Origin of the sequence: Rosistilla oblonga, from assembly GCF_007751715.1 — a bacterium.
Taxonomy (GTDB): domain Bacteria; phylum Planctomycetota; class Planctomycetia; order Pirellulales; family Pirellulaceae; genus Rosistilla; species Rosistilla oblonga.
Window position 1 is genome coordinate 5,052,560 of sequence record NZ_CP036292.1, and the last position, 18,981, is coordinate 5,071,540.

General features: G+C 59.1%; 13 protein-coding genes. 6 read left to right on the forward strand and 7 right to left on the reverse strand.

Annotated elements, in window-relative coordinates:
* Positions 1–719 precede the first annotated feature (719 nt).
* On the forward strand, positions 720–1,607 hold the full coding sequence (locus tag CA51_RS17865) for an HDOD domain-containing protein (RefSeq protein ID WP_145122586.1): 888 nt from the start codon (positions 720–722) through the stop codon (positions 1,605–1,607).
* A 25-nt stretch (positions 1,608–1,632) separates the two neighbouring features.
* Here the strand turns inward: CA51_RS17865 and feoB are convergent, their stop codons facing one another.
* Together feoB and CA51_RS17875 are read right to left on the reverse strand one after the other, a co-directional pair.
* The gene (gene feoB, locus CA51_RS17870) at positions 1,633–3,624 is read right to left on the reverse strand and encodes a ferrous iron transporter B (protein WP_145122587.1); all 1,992 of its coding nucleotides are present in this window, start codon (positions 3,622–3,624) and stop codon (positions 1,633–1,635) included.
* 66 nt (positions 3,625–3,690) lie between these two features.
* Positions 3,691–3,939 (reverse strand): FeoA family protein, encoded by a 249-nt coding sequence (locus CA51_RS17875; protein WP_145122588.1) that lies wholly within the window; start codon positions 3,937–3,939, stop codon positions 3,691–3,693.
* A gap of 335 nt (positions 3,940–4,274) precedes the next feature.
* On the opposite strand from CA51_RS17875, the gene CA51_RS17880 reads away from it, so the two are divergent.
* The 3 genes from CA51_RS17880 (at position 4,275) to CA51_RS17890 (ending at position 5,894) form a co-directional block, all read left to right on the forward strand.
* Positions 4,275–4,949, forward strand: a complete 675-nt coding sequence (locus CA51_RS17880; protein ID WP_231745762.1) for a DOMON domain-containing protein — start codon at positions 4,275–4,277, stop codon at positions 4,947–4,949.
* Between the two features lie 113 nt (positions 4,950–5,062).
* Positions 5,063–5,344, forward strand: coding sequence for a type II toxin-antitoxin system TacA family antitoxin (locus CA51_RS17885; protein WP_145122589.1), 282 nt, complete (start codon positions 5,063–5,065; stop codon positions 5,342–5,344).
* On the forward strand, positions 5,337–5,894 hold the full coding sequence (locus CA51_RS17890; protein ID WP_145122590.1) for a GNAT family N-acetyltransferase: 558 nt from the start codon (positions 5,337–5,339) through the stop codon (positions 5,892–5,894). The genes CA51_RS17885 and CA51_RS17890 overlap by 8 nt, the downstream gene beginning before the upstream one ends.
* A gap of 51 nt (positions 5,895–5,945) precedes the next feature.
* Here the strand turns inward: CA51_RS17890 and CA51_RS17895 are convergent, their stop codons facing one another.
* Positions 5,946–8,468: a U32 family peptidase gene (locus CA51_RS17895; protein ID WP_145122591.1), complete on the reverse strand. Its 2,523-nt coding sequence runs from the start codon at positions 8,466–8,468 to the stop codon at positions 5,946–5,948.
* Positions 8,469–8,668: 200 nt separating this feature from the next.
* Between CA51_RS17895 and CA51_RS17900 the strand changes: the two genes are divergently transcribed.
* A complete protein-coding gene (locus CA51_RS17900; protein WP_145122592.1) occupies positions 8,669–9,100 on the forward strand; it encodes a hypothetical protein in 432 nt (143 codons plus the stop codon).
* On the opposite strand, the gene glgX is transcribed toward CA51_RS17900, so the two are convergent.
* The 3 genes from glgX to miaB all read right to left on the reverse strand — a co-directional run bounded on the left by glgX (position 9,094) and on the right by miaB (position 14,532).
* Positions 9,094–11,184 carry a glycogen debranching protein GlgX gene (gene glgX / locus CA51_RS17905; protein WP_145122593.1) on the reverse strand — a complete coding sequence of 697 codons (2,091 nt, stop codon included), beginning with the start codon at positions 11,182–11,184 and terminating at the stop codon, positions 9,094–9,096. The two genes, CA51_RS17900 and glgX, sit on opposite strands and share 7 nt — an antisense overlap.
* Positions 11,185–11,752: 568 nt before the next feature.
* Entirely contained in the window at positions 11,753–12,922 is a 1,170-nt protein-coding gene (locus CA51_RS17910; RefSeq protein WP_145122594.1) for a sialidase family protein, read from the reverse strand.
* A gap of 191 nt (positions 12,923–13,113) precedes the next feature.
* The gene (gene miaB, locus CA51_RS17915; RefSeq protein WP_145122595.1) at positions 13,114–14,532 is read right to left on the reverse strand and encodes a tRNA (N6-isopentenyl adenosine(37)-C2)-methylthiotransferase MiaB; all 1,419 of its coding nucleotides are present in this window, start codon (positions 14,530–14,532) and stop codon (positions 13,114–13,116) included.
* A gap of 423 nt (positions 14,533–14,955) precedes the next feature.
* Here miaB and CA51_RS17920 point away from each other — a divergent pair, with 423 nt between their 5' ends.
* Positions 14,956–15,732 (forward strand): zinc-dependent peptidase, encoded by a 777-nt coding sequence (locus tag CA51_RS17920; RefSeq protein WP_145122596.1) that lies wholly within the window; start codon positions 14,956–14,958, stop codon positions 15,730–15,732.
* Positions 15,733–15,852: 120 nt separating this feature from the next.
* Here CA51_RS17920 and CA51_RS17925 read toward each other — a convergent pair whose 3' ends face one another.
* Entirely contained in the window at positions 15,853–18,798 is a 2,946-nt protein-coding gene (locus CA51_RS17925) for a VWA domain-containing protein (RefSeq protein ID WP_231745763.1), read from the reverse strand.
* Positions 18,799–18,981 lie beyond the last annotated feature (183 nt).

Genomic DNA, 18,981 nt, shown 5'->3' on the forward strand with positions numbered 1-18,981 from the left:
GGGCACGCGGTTAAACGACTGAGCCAACCGACCTCATTGTGCGCTCGCTCCAGCCCCTCTCGTATAACCGCGCGGGCAACGCCCCGCGCGTCCCCACTGCGGCACAAACGAACAGGCACGCGCCCAACCACCTCGCTACGGAGCGCAGCCCGATGGGCACGCGGTTAAACGACTGAGCCAACCGACCTCCTCGCAAGCTCGCTCCAGCCCCTCTCGTTTAACCGCGCGGGCAACGCCCCGCGCGTTCTCCATGCGGCACAAGCTAACAGGCACGCGCCGAACCACTCCGGTGCGACGCGCGGCCCGATGGGCACGCGGTTAAACGACTGAGCCAACCGACCTCATTGTGCGCTCGCTCCAGCCCCTCTCGTATAACCGCGCGGGCAACGCCCCGCGCGTCCTCAATGCGGCACAAGCGAACAGGCACGCGACAAACCACCTCACTACGGAGCGCGGACCGGTGGGCACGCGGTTAAACTACTGGGGCAACGCCGCTCGGGGCTTGGGAGATGATTGATCCCATCTGTCTGATCCGACCTGGCTCCGGGCAAATTCAGTTCTCCGAGGTGTTCCCAGCGGAATACTCCTCACCGAACTTCTCCTCCCAGGCGACAAATGCAGCGAAAAGAGTGGCTGCGTTTTTGCTTTCGCAAGGGGATATCCTACGTTTGAATCGCACAGAACCTCCCCTTCGATTCGAATTTAGGCAACCACCAACGATGACAACTGCGACCGCAACGACCAAGTTAAGCGAAGTTTTAACCGCCGCTCAACTGCCGGCGTTGCCGCAAAGTGCGATCACGTTGTTGCAACTTTCGCAAGATCCCAACAACGGTCCCGCGGAATTCGCTCGCCCGATCGAAGCCGATCCCGGGCTGCTGGGACAGGTTCTCAAGTTCGTCAACTCCGCCTACTTCGGCTTCTCCCGTGAGATCGCCAGCGTTCAACAAGCCCTAACGCTTGTCGGGGTCCGAGCGATCACCAACTTTGCACTTTGGAGTGCTGTCTTCAGCCTGGTCCCGAATCCAAAGTTTGGTGCTTTCGATCTAAAGGGGCTTTGGCAGGATTCGCTGCGTCGCGGGCTGTTCGCACGCCTGTTGGGACGCCAACTGAAACTGCGTGAAGCGGAGGATCTGTTTGCCGGAGCATTGCTGCAAGACATGGCGATCCCGTTGCTGTTGAAAGAATTACCCGAACAATACGCTCCGCTGCTGGAGCGTCGCATAAGCGAAAACGCTCGGCTCAGCAGCCTCGAGAAAGAATTCTTCGGCTGGGATCATGCCGAAGCCGCCGGCGTGTTGGCTCGCAAGTGGAACCTGCCCGAAGAGTTTGCCGGGCTGATGGAAAACCACACGCAATTGGATCAACTGCTCGCCGGCGGAGAAACACTCCGCGGCCGCGCGTGCGTCGCCTTGGCGTCGCTGTTGCCCAGCTGCAACGATCCGAACTGGAACGAAAAGGACTTGTTCGTCGCTGGCTACCGACAGCTCGTCGGATCGACCGACGACCTCAAATCGCTGCTGCAAGACGTCGATGAGAGCGCCGAAAAATTCGCGCCGCTGCTGAAGCTGCCCGTGCCGCAAGTCAAACTGACCAATCTGGTCTAGTTCGGCCAAACCGGACCGCGATCGATCAAGCACCTAGAAAATAGAGACTCGCTTGATAGGTGATCAACGCGCCGACGTAAGCGACCAGCGTCATATAGACCAACTGGAACGCGGGCCACTTCCAACCCTTCAGCTCGCGTTTCACGACGACCAACGTCGGGAAGCACTGCATCGCAAAGATGTAGAAGATCAACAAGCTCAGGCAGGTCGGCGTCGTAAAGACCAGACCGCCGCTGGCGTCGCGAGCCTGCCGCAGCGAACCGAGCAAGCCCTCCTCCTCGTCTCCCGCACCGTACAAAACGGCCAAGGTCGAGACCATCACTTCGCGGGCGGCAAACGAATTGATCACTCCCACGCTCAATCGCCAATCGTAGCCCAGCGGTGCAAACGCCGGCTGGATGAATTTGCCCATCCGACCCGCGATCGAATATTCGCTCTGCGCCTGAGCCAACATCGTGTCGTAAGCCTCGGTATCACCGCTCGCCTCGACTTGGCTCAATTGATTCTGCCAGCTGGTCGGCAGCATGTCAGGGGTCGCTTTCGGATAGGTGGCCAACACCCACAGGACCAACGAGAAGACTAAGATCGTCGTTCCCGCCTTGCGAACAAACAGACGCGATTGGTCCAGGCTGGTCGTCAACGCGTTCCGCAGCGACGGCAGGCGATAGGGTGGCAGTTCGATCACCAACGGTTTCGTTTTGCCCGGCAAAATCGTGCGTCGGAAGACGAAACTGATCGCCAACGCGCCGATGATGGCGATCGCATATGCCGCGGCAAACGTGAGCCCCGCCAAGACGGCGTTGTCGGGGAACATCAACGCCACGACCATCGCAAAGACGGGCAGACGAGCCGAACAGGTCATCAAAGGAATGATCAGGATCGTGTTCAATCGGTCGCGGCGATCGTCGATCACGCGGCTGGACATGATCGCGGGAATCGCACACGCGTGAGCGGCCAAGAAGGGGACAAACGCTTTGCCTGGCAGACCGACACGATGCATCAAGCGGTCCATCACAAACGCCGCTCGCGCCAGGTAACCCGAATCTTCCAACAGCGTGATCATAAAGAACAGGATGAAGATCTGCGGCAGGAAGACCAACATTCCCCCCACGCCACCGATCAATCCTTCGGTGATCAGATCGCGAAAATCGCCTTCGGGCAAAAAGCCGCCGACCAGTTCCGACGTGGAGGCGAACATGCCATCCAACCAATCCATCGGGAACGAGGCTAACCAAAAGATCAACATGAACACGACAGCCATCAACGTGGCAAAGCAGGCGAGCCCTACCCAGCGATGCGTGACGATCCGGTCGATCTTTTCATTAGTGTAGGTCCGCCCCGTCTGTTCCCCTTGTACGCTGCGGCGAGTCAGATCGGTTGCCCAGCGGAAGCGACTGGAATATTGGCATCCGCTGCATCCGGCGCACGCGGCCGAACTGCCGCACGTGCCGGTAACCGGTTGTTTCACCAACGCCGTCAATTTGTTCAACAGCTCGTCGAGGTTGCGACCATGCCGAGCCGCAATCGGGACGACTTCGCATCCCAGTTCTTCGCTCAATTGATCGACGCTAATCTCCAGCCCATTGGCTTCGGCTTCGTCGATCATATTGAGCGCGACGATCGTCGGTCGGCCCAGTTCCAGGATCTGGCTGCCGAAGACGAGGTTGCGAGTCAGCTGTGTTGCATCGAGGACCAACACGATCACATCGGGGATCGCTTTGTCCCCCAATTTTCCCATCAACGCGTCGCGCGTCACCTCTTCCTCGGGACTGATCCCTTCGAGACTGTAAGCTCCCGGCAGATCGACCAATTGGTGAACTTCGCCATCCAACACGATGGTCGCTTGGCGATGATCGACCGTCGTACCGGGGAAGTTCGCCGTCTTGGCGCGCAGCCCCGTCAGCGAATTAAAGAGCGTTGTCTTCCCGGCGTTGGGGTTTCCGACCAAAGCGATCGACATGGACGCTTGGGATGACTGCCCCAGGACGGGCAACGGAATCGAAGTCGCTTCAGACACGTGGCAGTCCAAATCGAAGGGTTTTGATGGTGGGGGCAAATACTGGAGCAAGCATCGCGATGGTCGCTAAGACGCGGCGCCTGCGGCGACCGGTTCGTCTTCGATCATCACTTGCGCAGCGATCCGCCGCGAGATACCGATCCGCGTTCCGGCGGAAGCCAAAATCAGCGGGTCGCCATTTTGGACGACTTCAACCGTCATCCCCGGGCAGATCCCCAGCGTCCGAATCCGAATCGAATCCTCATCCGATAGATTGAATCGCAGAACCATCCCCGATGAATTGGCTGGTAAATCAGCCAGCGAACGTGCATGCATTGCGTATCTCAACGAAAGAAGGAGTGCCAAGTCGGTGAACGGCTGCTCGCCGCGATGGCTTCTCGAAACTTAAGGTAGGTCGCCCAAACGACCGGCATCTATACCAGACGCCGCAGACAGAATGGGTATCGAACGCACTCGAGCAAGCCAGCCTCAACGCCGCCACGCTAGATGAGAATCGATATCAATATGCTATCCGCCTCGAGGCCGATGTTCAAGTCCTCGCGGGAGTGATCGCGGGCTTCGGATCTCCGGTGGTTGCGGATTTCCGGGCGATTGCGACAATGAAGGATCGTTGTTTTATCTGCCGAACTTGAACGCTGGAAGCTGTCTCTATGTCGTCTGCCGTCGGAAAAGGATCAAGCTTAATTGATCCGACCTTTCTTTTTGAGTTTTCCGTCGCACTCAAACGAGCGCCGTTGAAGTGGGGCAAGACCGGCGTTCGGCTGGATGAAAGCTATCGCATTCCCGCCTTTGGCACGCTTGCCGGCCGGCCGCACTATGCCGATCTCCGCATGGGATGGAACGAAAACGGGATCGGTTTTCGCGTCGAAGTTGTCGGCAAAGCCCAGATGCCTTGGTGCCGCGAAGCCCGCGTCGAAGAGAGCGATGGGCTGCATCTGTATATCGACACGCGCAACTCACCCGGCATCCACCGCGCCAATCGCTACTGCCACCAGTTCGCCTTTTTGCCGATTGGTGCGAGCGTGAAGCGGGACCAACCCGTCGCCCGAATGCTCAATATCCATCGAGCTCGCGAACTGCCCACGCCGGTCGATTCCGATGCGTTGCAGGTTCACAGCACGCTGAAAAAGCACGGCTACGAAATGAGCGGCTTGATCCCAGCCAAGGGACTCACCGGATACGACCCCAGCGAATACCCGCGGATCAGTTTGTGGTACGCGATCGTCGACCGCGAGATCGGCTGGCAAACGCTCTCTCTTGGCCCCGAATACCCCTGCCAAGAAGATCCCACCCTGTGGGCGACCGTCGAGCTGGCGAAAGACTAACAACGCGAGTCCGCCGAATCGGGCTTCAGCTCCGTCAACGATTTCCAAGATTGTCCGCAGTTCACCGGGTACGTACAATGTACTCACAGGGCAATGCGAACCGAGGGAGAGCGATGACAGACGTCAGCAATAACAAACCGACCCGTTTGAACATTCGTGTCAGCGAACACGAAAAAGATGTGATCACGCGGGCGGCCCAGTCGGTGAACGCAACGGTCAGCCGTTTCGTGCTCGAAAAAGCCTATGCGGAAGCCGAAGCGATTCTCGCCGACCAGAGTCAGTTCCGGTTGGACGAGAGGCAATGGAAGAGGTTCTGCCAAGCGCTCGACGCACCTCCCAAAACCATCCCCGCGCTGAATAAATTGCTTTCAGAACCGGGCGTGTTTGATGCTTGAACCACAGCTATCCGCCCCCGTACCGTTAGCGAAAAAGCACCAACTCGATAGTTTTTCCTGCGGCGACGCAGCGTTCGACGAATACCTAGTCCGATTTGCTTTTACCAACCATCGCTCCGGTGCTGCCAGAACCTATGTTGCGTGCCGCGGCCGAAAAGTTGTCGGCTTCCATTCGCTGGCCTTCGGCAGTGTCGACATCCAAACCGCTACGCCGCGAGTAGCCAAAGGGCTCCCGCAACATCCGATTCCAATCATGCTGCTGGCCCGCTTGGCAGTCGATCAATCCGAACAAGGGACCGGAATCGGCAAGGGCTTACTCAAAGACGCGATCATGCGGACCCTGCAAGCTGCCGAAATCGGTGGCCTACGAGCAATATTAGTTCATGCCAAAGAAAAGCAAGCTCAAGCGTTCTACAAGAAGTTCGGATTTGAACCCTGTCCAACCAACGAACTCCATCTGATGATGTTGCTGAAGGACATGCGGAAATCGGTTGGTGCGATTTGGTTTCCAATCGTTACCGCTCAAGGCACATCGAACGCATGTCGCTGAAACCTTCCAATCGGTAGCTCTTCAAGTCGCAACCTTGCTCAGTCACCGCGGCTACAGAATCGTCAGCGGGTTGCGGCGTTCTTCCAGGGTGCCGCGGGTGACGCCGACGCGGTTGCTGGCTCGCAATTGCGTCCAGACCTCTTTGCCCGTCACCTCGCCGCGCAACAGCTGTTGATACAGTTCGATCGTCCGCGCGATCTCGGGGCCGGTCTCTTCCAACAGCTCGATCCGCATCGCCGCCACGCCAGCGGAGATCAGTGACGGGACGATCTCTGCGGCACTCTGAGCCGCCGCATTGAAGAGCGTATTGCGACAAGCAACGTCGGCTTGCAGCGGATGTTCCATCCCTGCTCGATCGCGCAAGTGAACGACATGCCGGTCGCAGGGCCTGCCGCAGTTGGTTTTGTTGGTTCCGGGAGAAAGCACGCTGCAGAAGACACAATGCTCCATGTGGAACATCGGCATGTGTTGATGCACGACGATCTCCAGCCATCCGCTCGGAACCGCTTCGATCAGTTCGGTCAATTGCTGCCGATTCAGATCGTACGACGGAGTGATCCGCGTCGCTCCTTGTGCGATCAAATGATCGGCGGAGATTTCGTTGGTCGCGTTCAACGAAAAGTCGGCGATCACGGGGAAGCCTTCGTTGCGGTAGTATCGCAGGCCGGCCAAGTTGCGAACCAGGTAGCCGTCGGGCTGATGGCGTCGCATCGCGCGGAACAGCCCGTATTCGTCGGGCTTCTGAATCCGCGGCGTCGCCAGCACGATCCTGGCTTCGGCCTGCCGCGCCATCGCCACCGCACCGCGATACTCGCGGATGTCGTGGAAATCGGCATACAGATCCCGCATCCCGGCGTCGATCGCCGACTGCATTTGTTCCATCGTGCGACACAAAATGTGCAGCGTCGGCACGCGGCCAGCTTCGCTCGCTGCTGCGGCTTGCGTTTTCGAAACACTCTGCTGCAGATCCGCCAGCGCCGATTCGCAGTACCGCCGCGGCGGCCGCGCGATCGCTTGAGCTTCCAGCGCCGCGACCAGTTCGCGTCGCAACCGTCCCAACACGCTCAGCGGCAACATCGGACGGCCGACGATCTTGGCCGAGAGCGCCGCCAATTCAAACGCGGTCCCGCCCATCCGCCCCAGCTGGGCGTGAAGCGTTGCTTCGTCGATCGGGTGCTTGCGTGCTTCCTGCATCACTTGGTCCGATTCGATTTCGACAGCCGCCATGCCAGCCGCTTCGGCAACGACGCGCAGCGGTTGATCGACCGCGGCGGTCACGCGCATCCGCAGCGGACGGCGGCGGATCGGGTCGGTTTGCGAATAGCTTCGCTTCAGCTTCTGGTTCAGCTTCGGATCATCGGTCTTCCACATCCCTTGGCCCGGTTCCAGCAGATCAAAATCGATCGCCCCGGTTCCGAACTGCAGTTCAACTCGCGAAGGATCCTCGCGATCCAACGCGCGGACATCGAACAGCCGTCCGCCCTGTTCGGCTTGCTGATCCCGATCGCCATCGAAGACGACCCCATCGCCTCGATTCAGAGGGATCTCGGAATCGACGATTACGCCGCGGCGATTCGTTGCGATCACCGTTCCCGCCCGGACGCCACGCTTAGCGGAACTCTGCCCGGGGACCAAACGCTTGTGCTCGCAACCCTCCAGCCAGCCCGGCGAGAAGCCACGCGAAAAGGAAAGCTCCATCTCGCGGACTTCGGTCTCGGTCAGATGGACCGCGCGGCCGGCCATCGCGTCGTCGATCGCCTTGCGATAATGCCGAACGATGTTGGCGACATATTCGGGCGTCTTCAAACGCCCTTCGATCTTCAGCGAACAGACTCCAGCATCGATCAGATCGGGGATCAGCGCATATCCGGCCAGATCCTGAGGACTCAACAGATACTTCTGGTCGCCGAGATCGCGGTCCTGGCCATCGACGATCAGCTCGTACGGCAGACGACAGGCTTGCGCGCACTGGCCGCGATTGGCGCTGCGGCCCCCCAGCGATTCGCTGGTCAGACATTGGCCAGAATAGGCGACGCATAACGCGCCGTGAATGAAACACTCCAACGGCATCGTCGTCTTCTGCGCGATCGCTTTGATCTCGCGGACCGACAATTCGCGGCCGACGACCACGCGTTCGATCCCCAGCGATTCGATCTCGTCGATGCATTGGGCGCTGGTCATCGTCATCTGCGTCGACGCGTGGATCGGCAGATCGGGAACCAGTTGCCGGACCAAGCGAACCAAGCCGAGGTCTTGCACGAGGACGGCGTCGACGTTGGCGTCGGAGATCTGTCGCAACAGGTCGGCGATCGCCGGCAGCTCGCTAGGGAAAATCAGCGTGTTCAGGGTGACGTAGCCCGCCAGGCCACGGCTGTGCAGCAGATCCATCACCTCAGGCAAATCGGCGGGGCCGAAATTGTGAGCCCGAGCTCGGGCGTTGAATCCACAGTCGAGGCCGAAGTAGACAGCATCGGCGCCGTTTTCGATCGCCGCGCGAACGCAATCGATGTCGCCTGCCGGAGCAAGCAGTTCGGGAGGCAGGGGCGATGGGCGATCGAGCGATGAGGTGGACAAGGTAGATTTTTGCGGTTGGGGAACAGAGGCGTGGGAGGCTCGACAAACGCAGCCTCATCGCACTCTCGCATTGTAGCGTACGTTCAACTTTTTAGCCCGACCGCACTTCGCTCGTTTTGACACCGCCGGGCTGGAAACCTGCCTGCACGTGGTATCATCACTCGCACGAAAACGAATTGTTCCCCACCGGACCGCAACCGATGAAAACGGCCACTCGCCATCGACTGCTCTATTGGTACCTGCTGCTGTTTGGCGGCGTCGTCTTTTCCGCCTTTTTCGCTGCCGCGATGCCGAAAGCGTGGATGATCGCGACCGCGGAGTTCTTCGAAATCGACAGCTTCCCCGACCACCGGCTCACCTGGTACCTGGCTCGGCACCTGTCGGTGGTCTACGGAATGCTAGGCGTCGCGGTCCTGGAACTGGCCCGCGACTTGCCGCGATACCGAGCGTTGGTGCTGAAGCTCGGTTGGGGGATCGTTGTCCTGGGCGTTCTGCAATGGTGGGTCGATCTAGCGACCGGCATGCCCGCGATCTGGACTTATGGAGAAGCGATCAGCACCGCCGCCGGCGGCGCTGTCATTGTCTATCTGGCTCGCGGCTCCGAAGAGCCGCCCGCCGACGTCGACTACTGATTGACCAACTCGGAAACGTAGATCATCAGCCCTTTATAGGACAGGTCGATCGCTTGACCGCTGACCGGCACGGGACCGTCCAGATCGGGATAGATATCCGCTGGCGAAGGCGCCGTCGTGTCGACAAACAGATTCCACTTCATCCCACGGCCGTGCAATGGCATGTTGAAGGTCTTCCGCTCTCCGGTCGAATTGAAGAACATCACGACATCGCGTCCCATCCCGTCGGGATCGTCGGCTTTCAACGGTGCGGCCAAATAAGCCGACATCGCCAATTCGGGTTGATGCCAATCGAGCGCGTCGCCGTTGGCGTTGAACCACGAAACGTCAGGGATCTTGCGACCGTTTTCAGGCCGACCGGTGAGGAACTTCTTGCGGCGCATCGTCGGTTGGTCGCGGCGGAATTTGATCAGCCCCTGGACAAACCGAACCATCGATTCGTTCTTCTCGACCAATCGCCAATCGAACCAACTGATGTCGTTGTCTTGGCAGTAGGCGTTGTTGTTTCCCTTTTGCGTGCGTCGAGCTTCATCGCCCGAGACCAGCATCGGAACGCCTTGGCTGAGTAACAGCGTCGACAGCATGTTCTTGATCTGACGTTCACGAACCGATTGGATCCCGCGTCGCCGCGTCGGTCCTTCGATTCCGTAGTTGTCGCTGATGTTGTGGTTGTCGCCGTCGCGATTGTCTTCGCCGTTGGCCATGTTGTGCTTGTCACGATACGACACCAGGTCGTTCATCGTGAAGCCATCATGCGACGTGACAAAGTTGATGCTGCAGAACGGAGCCCGACCGGCGTGTTGGTACAGATCGCTGCTGCCCGCCAGGCGAGTTGCCACGGCGCCGAGCGTTCCGCCATCGCCACGCCAGAAACCGCGAACGTCATCGCGGAAGCGACCGTTCCATTCGGCCCAACGCAGGTCGCCAAACGAGCCGACTTGGTAAGCTCCCGCGGCGTCCCAGGCTTCGGCGATGATCTTGGTGTCAGCCAACATCGGATCTTCGGCGATCAATTCGACCATCGGCGGGTTGGGGACCAAGTTGCCGTGCCGATCGCGACTCAAGATGCTCGCCAGATCGAACCGGAAACCGTCGACGTGGTAGTTGTGCACCCAGTGTCGCAGGCAATGGAAGATCATCTCGCGGACAACCGGATGGTTTCCGTTGACCGTGTTTCCACAACCGCTGTAGTTCGTGTAGTGCTCTTGTTCGGAAAGGATGTAGTAGACCGAATTCTCGAGCCCCTTGAAGCTCAACGTCGGTCCCTGTTCGTTCCCTTCACAGGTGTGGTTGAAGACGACGTCCAGGATCACTTCGATCCCGGCGGCGTGCAACGCCTTGACCATCTCTTTGAATTCGTTGACCTGCGCCCCCGGCTGCTTGCCGGCCGCATAGCCCCGGTGCGGCGCGAAGAAGGCCATCGGGTCGTAGCCCCAATAGTTCGGCCGTTCCAGTTTTTCGCCGTTGGTCGCTTCGATCGGGAACTCGTGAACCGGCATCAACTCGACCGCCGTCACGCCCAACGCCTTCAGGTACGGAATCTTTTCGATCACGCCCAGGTAGGTGCCGGGATTTTTGATCTTCGCCGTCTTGCTTTTGGTAAAGCCGCGGACGTGCATCTCATAGATCACCGAATCGGAAAGATCGTGCCGCAAGTGGCGATCGCCTTCCCAATCGAAGCTGTCGTCGACGACAACGCACTTCGGCGGACGGGTGATCCCGTCTTCGTTCGATTGGAACTTCCCTGCCAATGCCTTGGCGTAGGGATCGATCAATCGCGCCGAGGCGTCAAACCGCTGGCCGCGTTCGGGATCGAAAGGTCCGCTGGCTTGGAAGTGATACAGCTGGCCCGGCTTGAGATTCGGAACCTGAATGCTCCAGATGTCCCCCCAGCGGTCGACGTCGCGATCGAACTCGATCACCTTCGACGGATCGCGGTCGTTGACATTCTTGTAAAGCAGCAAACGCATCGAGGTTGCAGAACGGCTGTAAACAGAGAACTGAACGCCATTGGGCTTCACGACCGCCCCGTAAGGCAGTTGGTAAGCGAATTGCAACTCGGGGTGCGGGTGACGCATGAGCATATTTCGGAGATCCTTCTGGAGCATGACTCAAGGGGTAGTTCATCGACAGGCTTCAAATTGCCTATGTAAAAACAATACCCCCCGGTCTCGACTTCGGCCGGATTCTTCATGCACCTTCGCCCATTTTTATTTGAGCGATGGCCGGACGAATCAGCTAGCAAGCCGCTACCAGAAGCACCTTCATTGTCGGTCAGCGAAGAAAGAACGGACATTCCGGTAGGGTTAGACGCACTTTCGCCTTAACACCTTCCAGACCCAGACCACAAGATACCTTGCAATCCCCCGCTTGACTGCCCCGGCACTCGTATTATCCCCTCGCCACCGACCGGTAGCGATCGCTCCCACGCACAGCCTACTGGGGAAGTTAACCCGCCTTCAACGCCACCAGAGACGCCCTAAGGACGAAATGATGGAAATAAACCGCGGAGTTTTCCGGTTGATCCGATCGTATGCCCAATACCGGGGGAGGAACATTGCCGACTATTTGCCAGCTGCCGACGCCGGATTGCCCCGGAGATAACGTCGGTAGACACGGAAGTCTACCGAACCGCTCTCCCGGCCACACCGATCACTCCGATGCAGCAAGCCCCTTGGACATTCCGTCCAGCTCCGCCAGCTTCAATCGCACGCTGAGGATGTAAGGGTCGAGCCCTTCGTCCCAGTGACCGTAAGAGGTGGCGACAAAAGTACCGTCACCCAGCAGTTCAACGCCCGAATAACCAGTGTCGTAACCCTTCGTATTTTCCTTCAGGCGGACGTTGTATTGGCCCTGCTTTCCGTTGGCGATATCGTCCCAGGTGCCAACCCAAGCGACCCAGCTGCCTTCGAAAGGACGAGTATTCGCGGAGCGATAAGGTGACCGGCAACGGAAACTGACCATCAAACGGCCGTCGGAGTCGTATCGAGCGACATGCCGCTCGCCGGTCAGTGCCAGCGGAAGCTCACGCGGCTGGGTCCACGTCTTCCCTTCGTCGTCGCTAAACATCACGTGCGAGTTCTTACGCAAGCGGCTCTCTTGCAACAAAACCGCCAACCGCTTGCCATCGGGCGATCGAATGCAGGCCGGTTCGGCAAGATGAATCTCGTCGGAACGGAAAACCGCTTCGGGACGCGACCAAGTCAAACCGCCATCGGTCGACAGGCTCTTGTAAACCGTCACCGTTTCGGTGCTCCCACCACGTTCGGTGAAGTAGCGGCCGTCGTCGTGGAACATCGCCAAATAATGCCCCTTGGTGTTCAAGGCTTCGACACACCCCATCACCATGCTGCCGCCCCAATCGCCGGCCGGCTTCAATTCGCTCCACTGCTTTCCTTCGTCTTCGGAAACCGCCGTTCGCGCCGGATACATCCCCGCCCACAACAAGTTGCGACGCTTCCCCTCGGCATCGATGACACGATGCAGATTGGGAACTCCTTTGGAAGTCGACCAGTTCTCGGGAGTATCCAGTCGCGGGCCCCAAGTCTTTCCGCCATCTTCGCTGCGTTTATAGAGAAGCGCCCCGCGGCCGCGTCCCTTGGCATAGATGCACAGCATCGATTGGCCATCGTCTAACAAAGCGGTCGTGGGATAGCCGAGATAGAGTCCCGTTTCGCGGTCGACCACGACTTGGCGACGCAGTTGGTCGGTCAGATCGATCGTTTCCAGAGTCACCGCGGTCAGCGGATCATCCGCTCCCACACGTGAAGCGGTCGCGGCAAAGGCAAGCAGAACGGCCAGCGGAAAGGCTACAACTTTCATTTGTCATCGGTCCTTGATGAACGATCGATCCGTACGGTGCAACGGCAGCGCCGTCCCGATCTATGCCGTGCATGGTCTCTGAAAACAAACCCTGCCTGCGAAAAAGCAAGTTCTGTCGCCCGGGCCACGCGAATTGAAAATGAACTGAAACGGGAGCTAAATACGTCTTCTCTTATAAGCCAAGCGAACGACTAAGCGAGCTGAAAAACTTGCGGGCCAAGGTGCTTCGTATGGACGGTGCCAATCAGCGTGTGGCACAACGCTTCGCGAACGACGATGTCCATCATCTGTCCCGCTTGACGGCGATTTCCATCGAACACAACGATCCGGTCGCAATGCGTCCGCCCGGTCATCTGCACCACGGGGCCATCGTCGCCGTTTTTGATCGCCTTCTTGCTCGGCCCTTCGACCAGCACCTGAACCGTCTCGCCGACAAAGCGTTGATTGTCTTCCAGACAGATCTCGTTCTGCAGGTTTAACAAATCGTTGTTGCGACGCTTCTTGACATCCAACGGGATGTCGTCCTCCAATCGCTGGTTGGCGACGGTTCCCTCGCGAACGCTGTATTGGAAGATGAAGCTGTTTTTGTAGCGGTACTCGCGAACCAGATCCATCGTCATCTGGAACTGCTCTTCGGTCTCGCCGCAGAAGCCGACGATAAAGTCGCTGCTAACCGACGCTTCGGGCAGGAACTTGTGGATCCGTTCCATCATCGCTCGGTAATCGGCGATCGTATAACCGCGCTTCATCCGCTTCAGGACCTCATCCGATCCGCTCTGCGCTGGAACGTGAAGATAGGGCGAACACTTCGGCAATTCGTGAACCGTTCGCAGCAGATCTTCGGTCATATCCTTGGGATAGTTTGTCACGAACTTCAACCGCTCGATGCCGTCGATCTCGTGCAGCGATCGCAGCAGATCGGCCAACCGCGTCGTCGTGCCATCTTCGCTGTACTTGTAACTGTTGACAGTCTGTCCCAACAGCGTGATCTCTTTGCAGCCCTGGTCGGCCAACGTTTGAGCTTCCAACAAGATGTCGGCCGGACGGCGTCCCTGTTCCGGACCGCGAGTCATCGGCACGACGCAATAGGTGCAGAATTTGTCGCAACCGATCTGGATTCGCAGATAGGCTTGAAACGGAGTCGGCCGCATCGACGGATCGCGCAACGGATCAAACGTCTCGTGGCTGCGGCGGATGTCGGCTTGCGAACCTTCTTTACGCCCGAGGCTGACCATCACCTGAGGCCCGGCGCCAGCGCGAACCTGTTGGATCAAGTCGGGAATCTGATGCAGCTGGCCCGGGCCGATCACCAGATCGACATGCGGGGCGCGATCAAAAATCTTCGCCTGATCCTTCTGAGCCATACAGCCCATGATGCCGACCACGCGATCCGGGTGCGCTTCCTTGATCCGTTTGACCTCGCCGACGGCACTGTAGATTTTCTCTTCAGCCATCTGGCGAACGCTGCAACTGTTGTACAGCAGCACGTCGGCATCTTCGGTCGATTGCACGACCTCGTAGCCGTGTTGCCGCAAATTGGCAACGACCATCTCGCTGTCCAAGACGTTCATCTGGCAGCCGACAGTTTCGATATAAAGTCGTTTCGTCATGTTTTACTTTTAGCTTCGCTCTTTGGCGATTTGTCGGTCGAACGCTCTCGCTCGACATGTTCCCGAAGTTCTTGGACCAATTGATCGCGCCGACGACGCATCAAGCCCATCAAGATCCCCACAGCCAGAATCGACCCGACCACCCAGAGGATCATATTTATGTAGTCAGCACCCACGCGGCATAAGCTTCCAGATAGCGATTCCCGATTCGTTACCGCGTCCGGGATCCCGAACACGCACCCCCACTTAAGCCCTGATGGGTGTAGATGTTACCAGCGGAAGTGCCTGAAAGGCTAGTGCTTTGTGACAGCAAGCCGCTGCGGATAGACTGGACCTTCCGCTGCAAGGGGCCCGCGTCTACCCAACCAGCCCCCCTTCTCGCCGCTCCACCCGACAAATCGCTATCAACCCCAGGATCGCTCGATGTCGATATCCGCTATCAAAACCCATTCACTGGCTAGTTTTTGCCTTCTCATCAGCCTCGCCGTCGGTCTCCCCGCCGCCGCAGTCGACCAGCCTCAGCAGCCCGCGACCGCCACGCCGGCGCAGCGGTACGCGGCGCGCAGCCTCTCCGGCTGGACGATCCAAATCCGCCGCGAACTGCTCGAACCGGAAAACCGCGCCGCGACCGATCAGGCTTTGGAACTGCTGACCGTTCAATTGAACGAGATCTGCCGCGCCGTTCCTTCGGCGGCGCTGAAACAGCTGCAACAGGTAACGCTTTGGTTTTCGCCGCAGTACCCTGGCATCCCGCCTCGCGCCGAATACCATCCCAGCGGCGATTGGTTGCGAGCCAACGGGCGCGATCCGGCGATGGCCCGCGGAATCGAATTCACCAACATCCGCATCTTCGCCGCCGAGACGCGTCGGATGCCAAACTTTGCGTTGCACGAACTCGCCCACGCCTACCACCATCGCGAACTTCCCGATGGCTTCCAAAACGAACCGCTGCGATCGGCTTTCGAAAAAGCCAAAGCGAGCGGCGGCTATGATCGCGTGGAGCGGCAAGATTCCGAAGGGAACAAACGCTTCGATCGCGCCTATGCGCTGACCAACCCGCAAGAATATTTCGCCGAGACAACCGAAGCCTTTTTCACGCGGAACGACTTCTTCCCCTTCGACCGCAAAGAACTGCAACAGCACGATCCCGAAGTCTGCCAGTTGTTGACCAAACTCTGGGGCGTGCAACCAACGCCGTAGCGTCGGGCACCAAACCACCGCCCCGCAACAGAAACGCATCCGCAACACCAGCAAGAACGATGTGGGTTGAGGCCGCAAAACGAGATTCGGTTCGTTGCCAATGCACTTTTCGAATACCCGTTAACGTTTCGCGTTCGCTTTTGCTTGACGTAATCGCTCGGTGTATGAGAGGGCTTCGGGAGCATCGTCGCTGCCGAGAGTTGGGGGCTTCTTTTGAACGGTTGGCGTTTCAGAAGCAGCGGGCGGTGCCGAGGGTTCGGGCTCCTGCATCGCGTTGCCAGCCGCTTGCTGTTTGATCGAGCGAAGCGTTTGCAGTCGCTGGAGCTTGCTCGCGTCGGCGTCCTGCAATTTCGTGGATCGCTTGGCAGCTAGACGTTTCACGCCGCTGAAGTCCCATCGAATGCGGCGGACCGCAATGTCGCCGACAAACAAACAGCAGCCGATCAGAACGAAGATCGGCCAAAAATCTTGGATCGAACGGATCGCATCCAAACCGCCACGAAACGGGTTCAAAGCCGCCGGATCTGCGTCGCCGCTCGCCATCGATGGAGCCAACGTTCCCGCCGCGCCGCCGCGTGGCTCCGCTGCGGCCAATTGTTCCAACAGCCCGCGATTCACTTCGCGGATCCGGTACTCGGCGCTAAACGGCACGCTGACGCCGGTGGTCAGCGGAGCGGAGCCTGCTTCAGGGACGACGTGAACAAAATAGTTCCCCGCGCGATCGACGGGAAACGAACCGACGTAACGTCCCGGCGCGGTCTGCCGCATCCGCAAGTCGATAGGTTCGAGATCGGGGTCGAGCACCGACGCTCCCATCTCCAGAAAGTTCAAATACTGATCGCTCTCATCCAACGCGTTCACAACAACTTGCACCTGTCCATCGTCAACGACGGTCGCCAACGTGAACTTCCCCGCGTCGCCAGCGGGCCGATTCAGCCATCGCATCAATTGAGCGATCAATTTCTTACGGTCGTCCCAGGTCCGCCAATCGCTCGCCCAACGCTGGCCGCCATCGGTCGTTAAGACAGCGGTTCGGCCCAGTCCATACTGCCAAACGGCCAGCACCGGTTGTTGGCTGTTCTGAGGTCCCGCCGCGGACAGCAAGACCTGAGCCAACGGGCTATCCTTGGCCGTCGTCATCACATAGCCGCGGATCGGTGGCGGACTGCCAACGCCTTGGATCAGCGGATGGTCTTGCGCGATCTGCGGCCGCACGCCTGCTGGCTGTTCGAAAATCAAGGGCCGCGAAACCCGACGCGTCTCCCGCATCACGATCCGCGGAATCCCACGCGGCGAATGGACGTGGTACATCTTTCCGCTGCCAATCGACGCGATCTCCCGCATCAAAGCGAGATCGGCATCTTTACCGATCGCTACCGATGAAACGGTGATCCCTTGCTGCTTCATCCGCCGCGTCAGCGGGCCAAAATCGTTGGGCGTCGTATGGCCATCGGTCAGCACGATCATATGTTTCACGGCAGCTTCGGTTTGCGACAGCCCGATAAACGCTCGCTCCATCGCCGGATACATCACCGTGCCGCCGCCAGCTGTGATCCGCGAGACCATCGGCAACATGTGCGTCCGCCCCGCAACCGGCTGCATCGGAATCACTTCGCGCGTCGCGCCGTCGAAGGTCCAGATTCCCAAGTGATCGCTCGGGCCAAGCATCTTAATCGCCTCGGACGCCGCGGCTTTGCACAGCTGCATTTTTTGGCCATCCATCGATCCGCTGCTGTCGATAACAAGTGCCAACGCCCCGACCGCGGCGACTTTCAAATTCTTGATTTCAAAGTCGACAGGCATCGCTTTTTCGAGAGCCGTCCCGGTCCAACCGCCGGCACCCAACGCATCGGGACCACCGATCATCAGCAAGCCCGCTCCCAGTTGTTGCGTGTTGCGCACCAAGATCTCGATCTGATCATCGTTGAACCATTGCAGCGAATCGGCAGCATCCCCGCCGACGCGCGGCACGTTGGCCAAGATCACTGAATCGTAAGCTTGCAGTTGAGCCAGCGAACTGAAAGTCGCATCGCTCGGCTCGACAACGACTTCGATATTCTCTTCCCGCAACCGATCGGCAAACTCGCCCCACGCCCCAGCTTCGGTCGCCGGTTCGATCAGCAGCACGCGACTCTGCCCCCGCACATTCGCAAACGCCACGGCGCGATTGTTCTGCGATCGCGCGTCGTCCGCCGGATCGTCCGGGACGAAGGTCGCCGTGTACGTATAAGGAGCGGCTCGATCGATCGTGTGTCGCAATGGAAAGACGTTTTTGCCGGGCGTCAGCTGGATCGGTTGATTCAAGATCATCTGGTCGTCGTGTCCGCTGCGCCGCGTGACCTGCAGTCGTCCCGAAACGGGAGCGTCCGCATTTTCGGCGGCAAAATTGGTCATCACGACGCGGGCTTCGATCGGTTGTCCGCGGCGAATCTGCGCCGGCATGTCGAGCTTTTCGACTAACACGTCGCTGCCCGACTGCGTCGGAACGGGAACGATATCGATTCCAATCCCATCGGCCGCGATCCGATCGGCGATCCGCGCAGCCTGTCCCAGCGTCTGATTCCCATCGGTGAGGATCACGATCCGGCGGCGGACATCGGTCGGCATCGCGGTCCGAGCCAACTGCAACGCCTGTTCGAGATTCGTGGCGTCGGTGCGAAGTGATCCGTCGCTGAACTGCGACCGCTGCGGGAGGTCGTCGCTGAATGGAGGGACTTCGATCGTCGCCTCTCTGCCAAACAGTATCACTCCCGCCAGATCGTCGCGCGACGCGTGGCGATGCTCGCGCACGTTGGCAGCGACGAAATCGAACATCTCCCGGCGCCGGGCGGCATCGATACTCTCGGATTGGTCCAACAGATACATCACCGCGACGCGGTCGCTGTGCCAACGAATCTGCACTCCCGCGATCGCCGCAACGATCGCCAACAGGACCAGCGAACGCAAACCGATCGCAACCGTCGCATGCACGACGCCCAATCCGCGACGCCGGTACGCGGCTACCCAGAACAGAGGCAACAGGCACAGCAGCCACAAAAATTCGGGGGCATCAAAACCGATTCGCATCCAAGATTCCTAGTCCTACGCATCCATCAATCGAACCAACGCTATAAGCTACATCGCTACATGCGAGAAGTAAAACTGGTCACCGAGACCCGCGGGAGCTATTGGTGCCCGGCTGATAGATCCAATTTGAAGCACGGCTTCGCCACAGAGAAACCTAGCCGCGATTCGTGGGCCTCGGTGAAC

Coding starts and splice junctions, on each gene's coding strand:
- CA51_RS17910 (WP_145122594.1), bottom strand. CDS start 12,922: ATGAAAGTTGTAGCCTTTCCGCTGGCCGTTCTGCTTGCCTTTGCCGCG.
- CA51_RS17900 (WP_145122592.1), top strand. CDS start 8,669: ATGAAAACGGCCACTCGCCATCGACTGCTCTATTGGTACCTGCTGCTG.
- glgX (WP_145122593.1), bottom strand. CDS start 11,184: ATGCTCATGCGTCACCCGCACCCCGAGTTGCAATTCGCTTACCAACTG.
- CA51_RS17875 (WP_145122588.1), bottom strand. CDS start 3,939: ATGCATGCACGTTCGCTGGCTGATTTACCAGCCAATTCATCGGGGATG.
- miaB (WP_145122595.1), bottom strand. CDS start 14,532: ATGACGAAACGACTTTATATCGAAACTGTCGGCTGCCAGATGAACGTC.
- CA51_RS17920 (WP_145122596.1), top strand. CDS start 14,956: ATGTCGATATCCGCTATCAAAACCCATTCACTGGCTAGTTTTTGCCTT.
- CA51_RS17865 (WP_145122586.1), top strand. CDS start 720: ATGACAACTGCGACCGCAACGACCAAGTTAAGCGAAGTTTTAACCGCC.
- CA51_RS17880 (WP_231745762.1), top strand. CDS start 4,275: ATGTCGTCTGCCGTCGGAAAAGGATCAAGCTTAATTGATCCGACCTTT.
- CA51_RS17885 (WP_145122589.1), top strand. CDS start 5,063: ATGACAGACGTCAGCAATAACAAACCGACCCGTTTGAACATTCGTGTC.
- CA51_RS17925 (WP_231745763.1), bottom strand. CDS start 18,798: ATGCGAATCGGTTTTGATGCCCCCGAATTTTTGTGGCTGCTGTGCCTG.
- CA51_RS17890 (WP_145122590.1), top strand. CDS start 5,337: ATGCTTGAACCACAGCTATCCGCCCCCGTACCGTTAGCGAAAAAGCAC.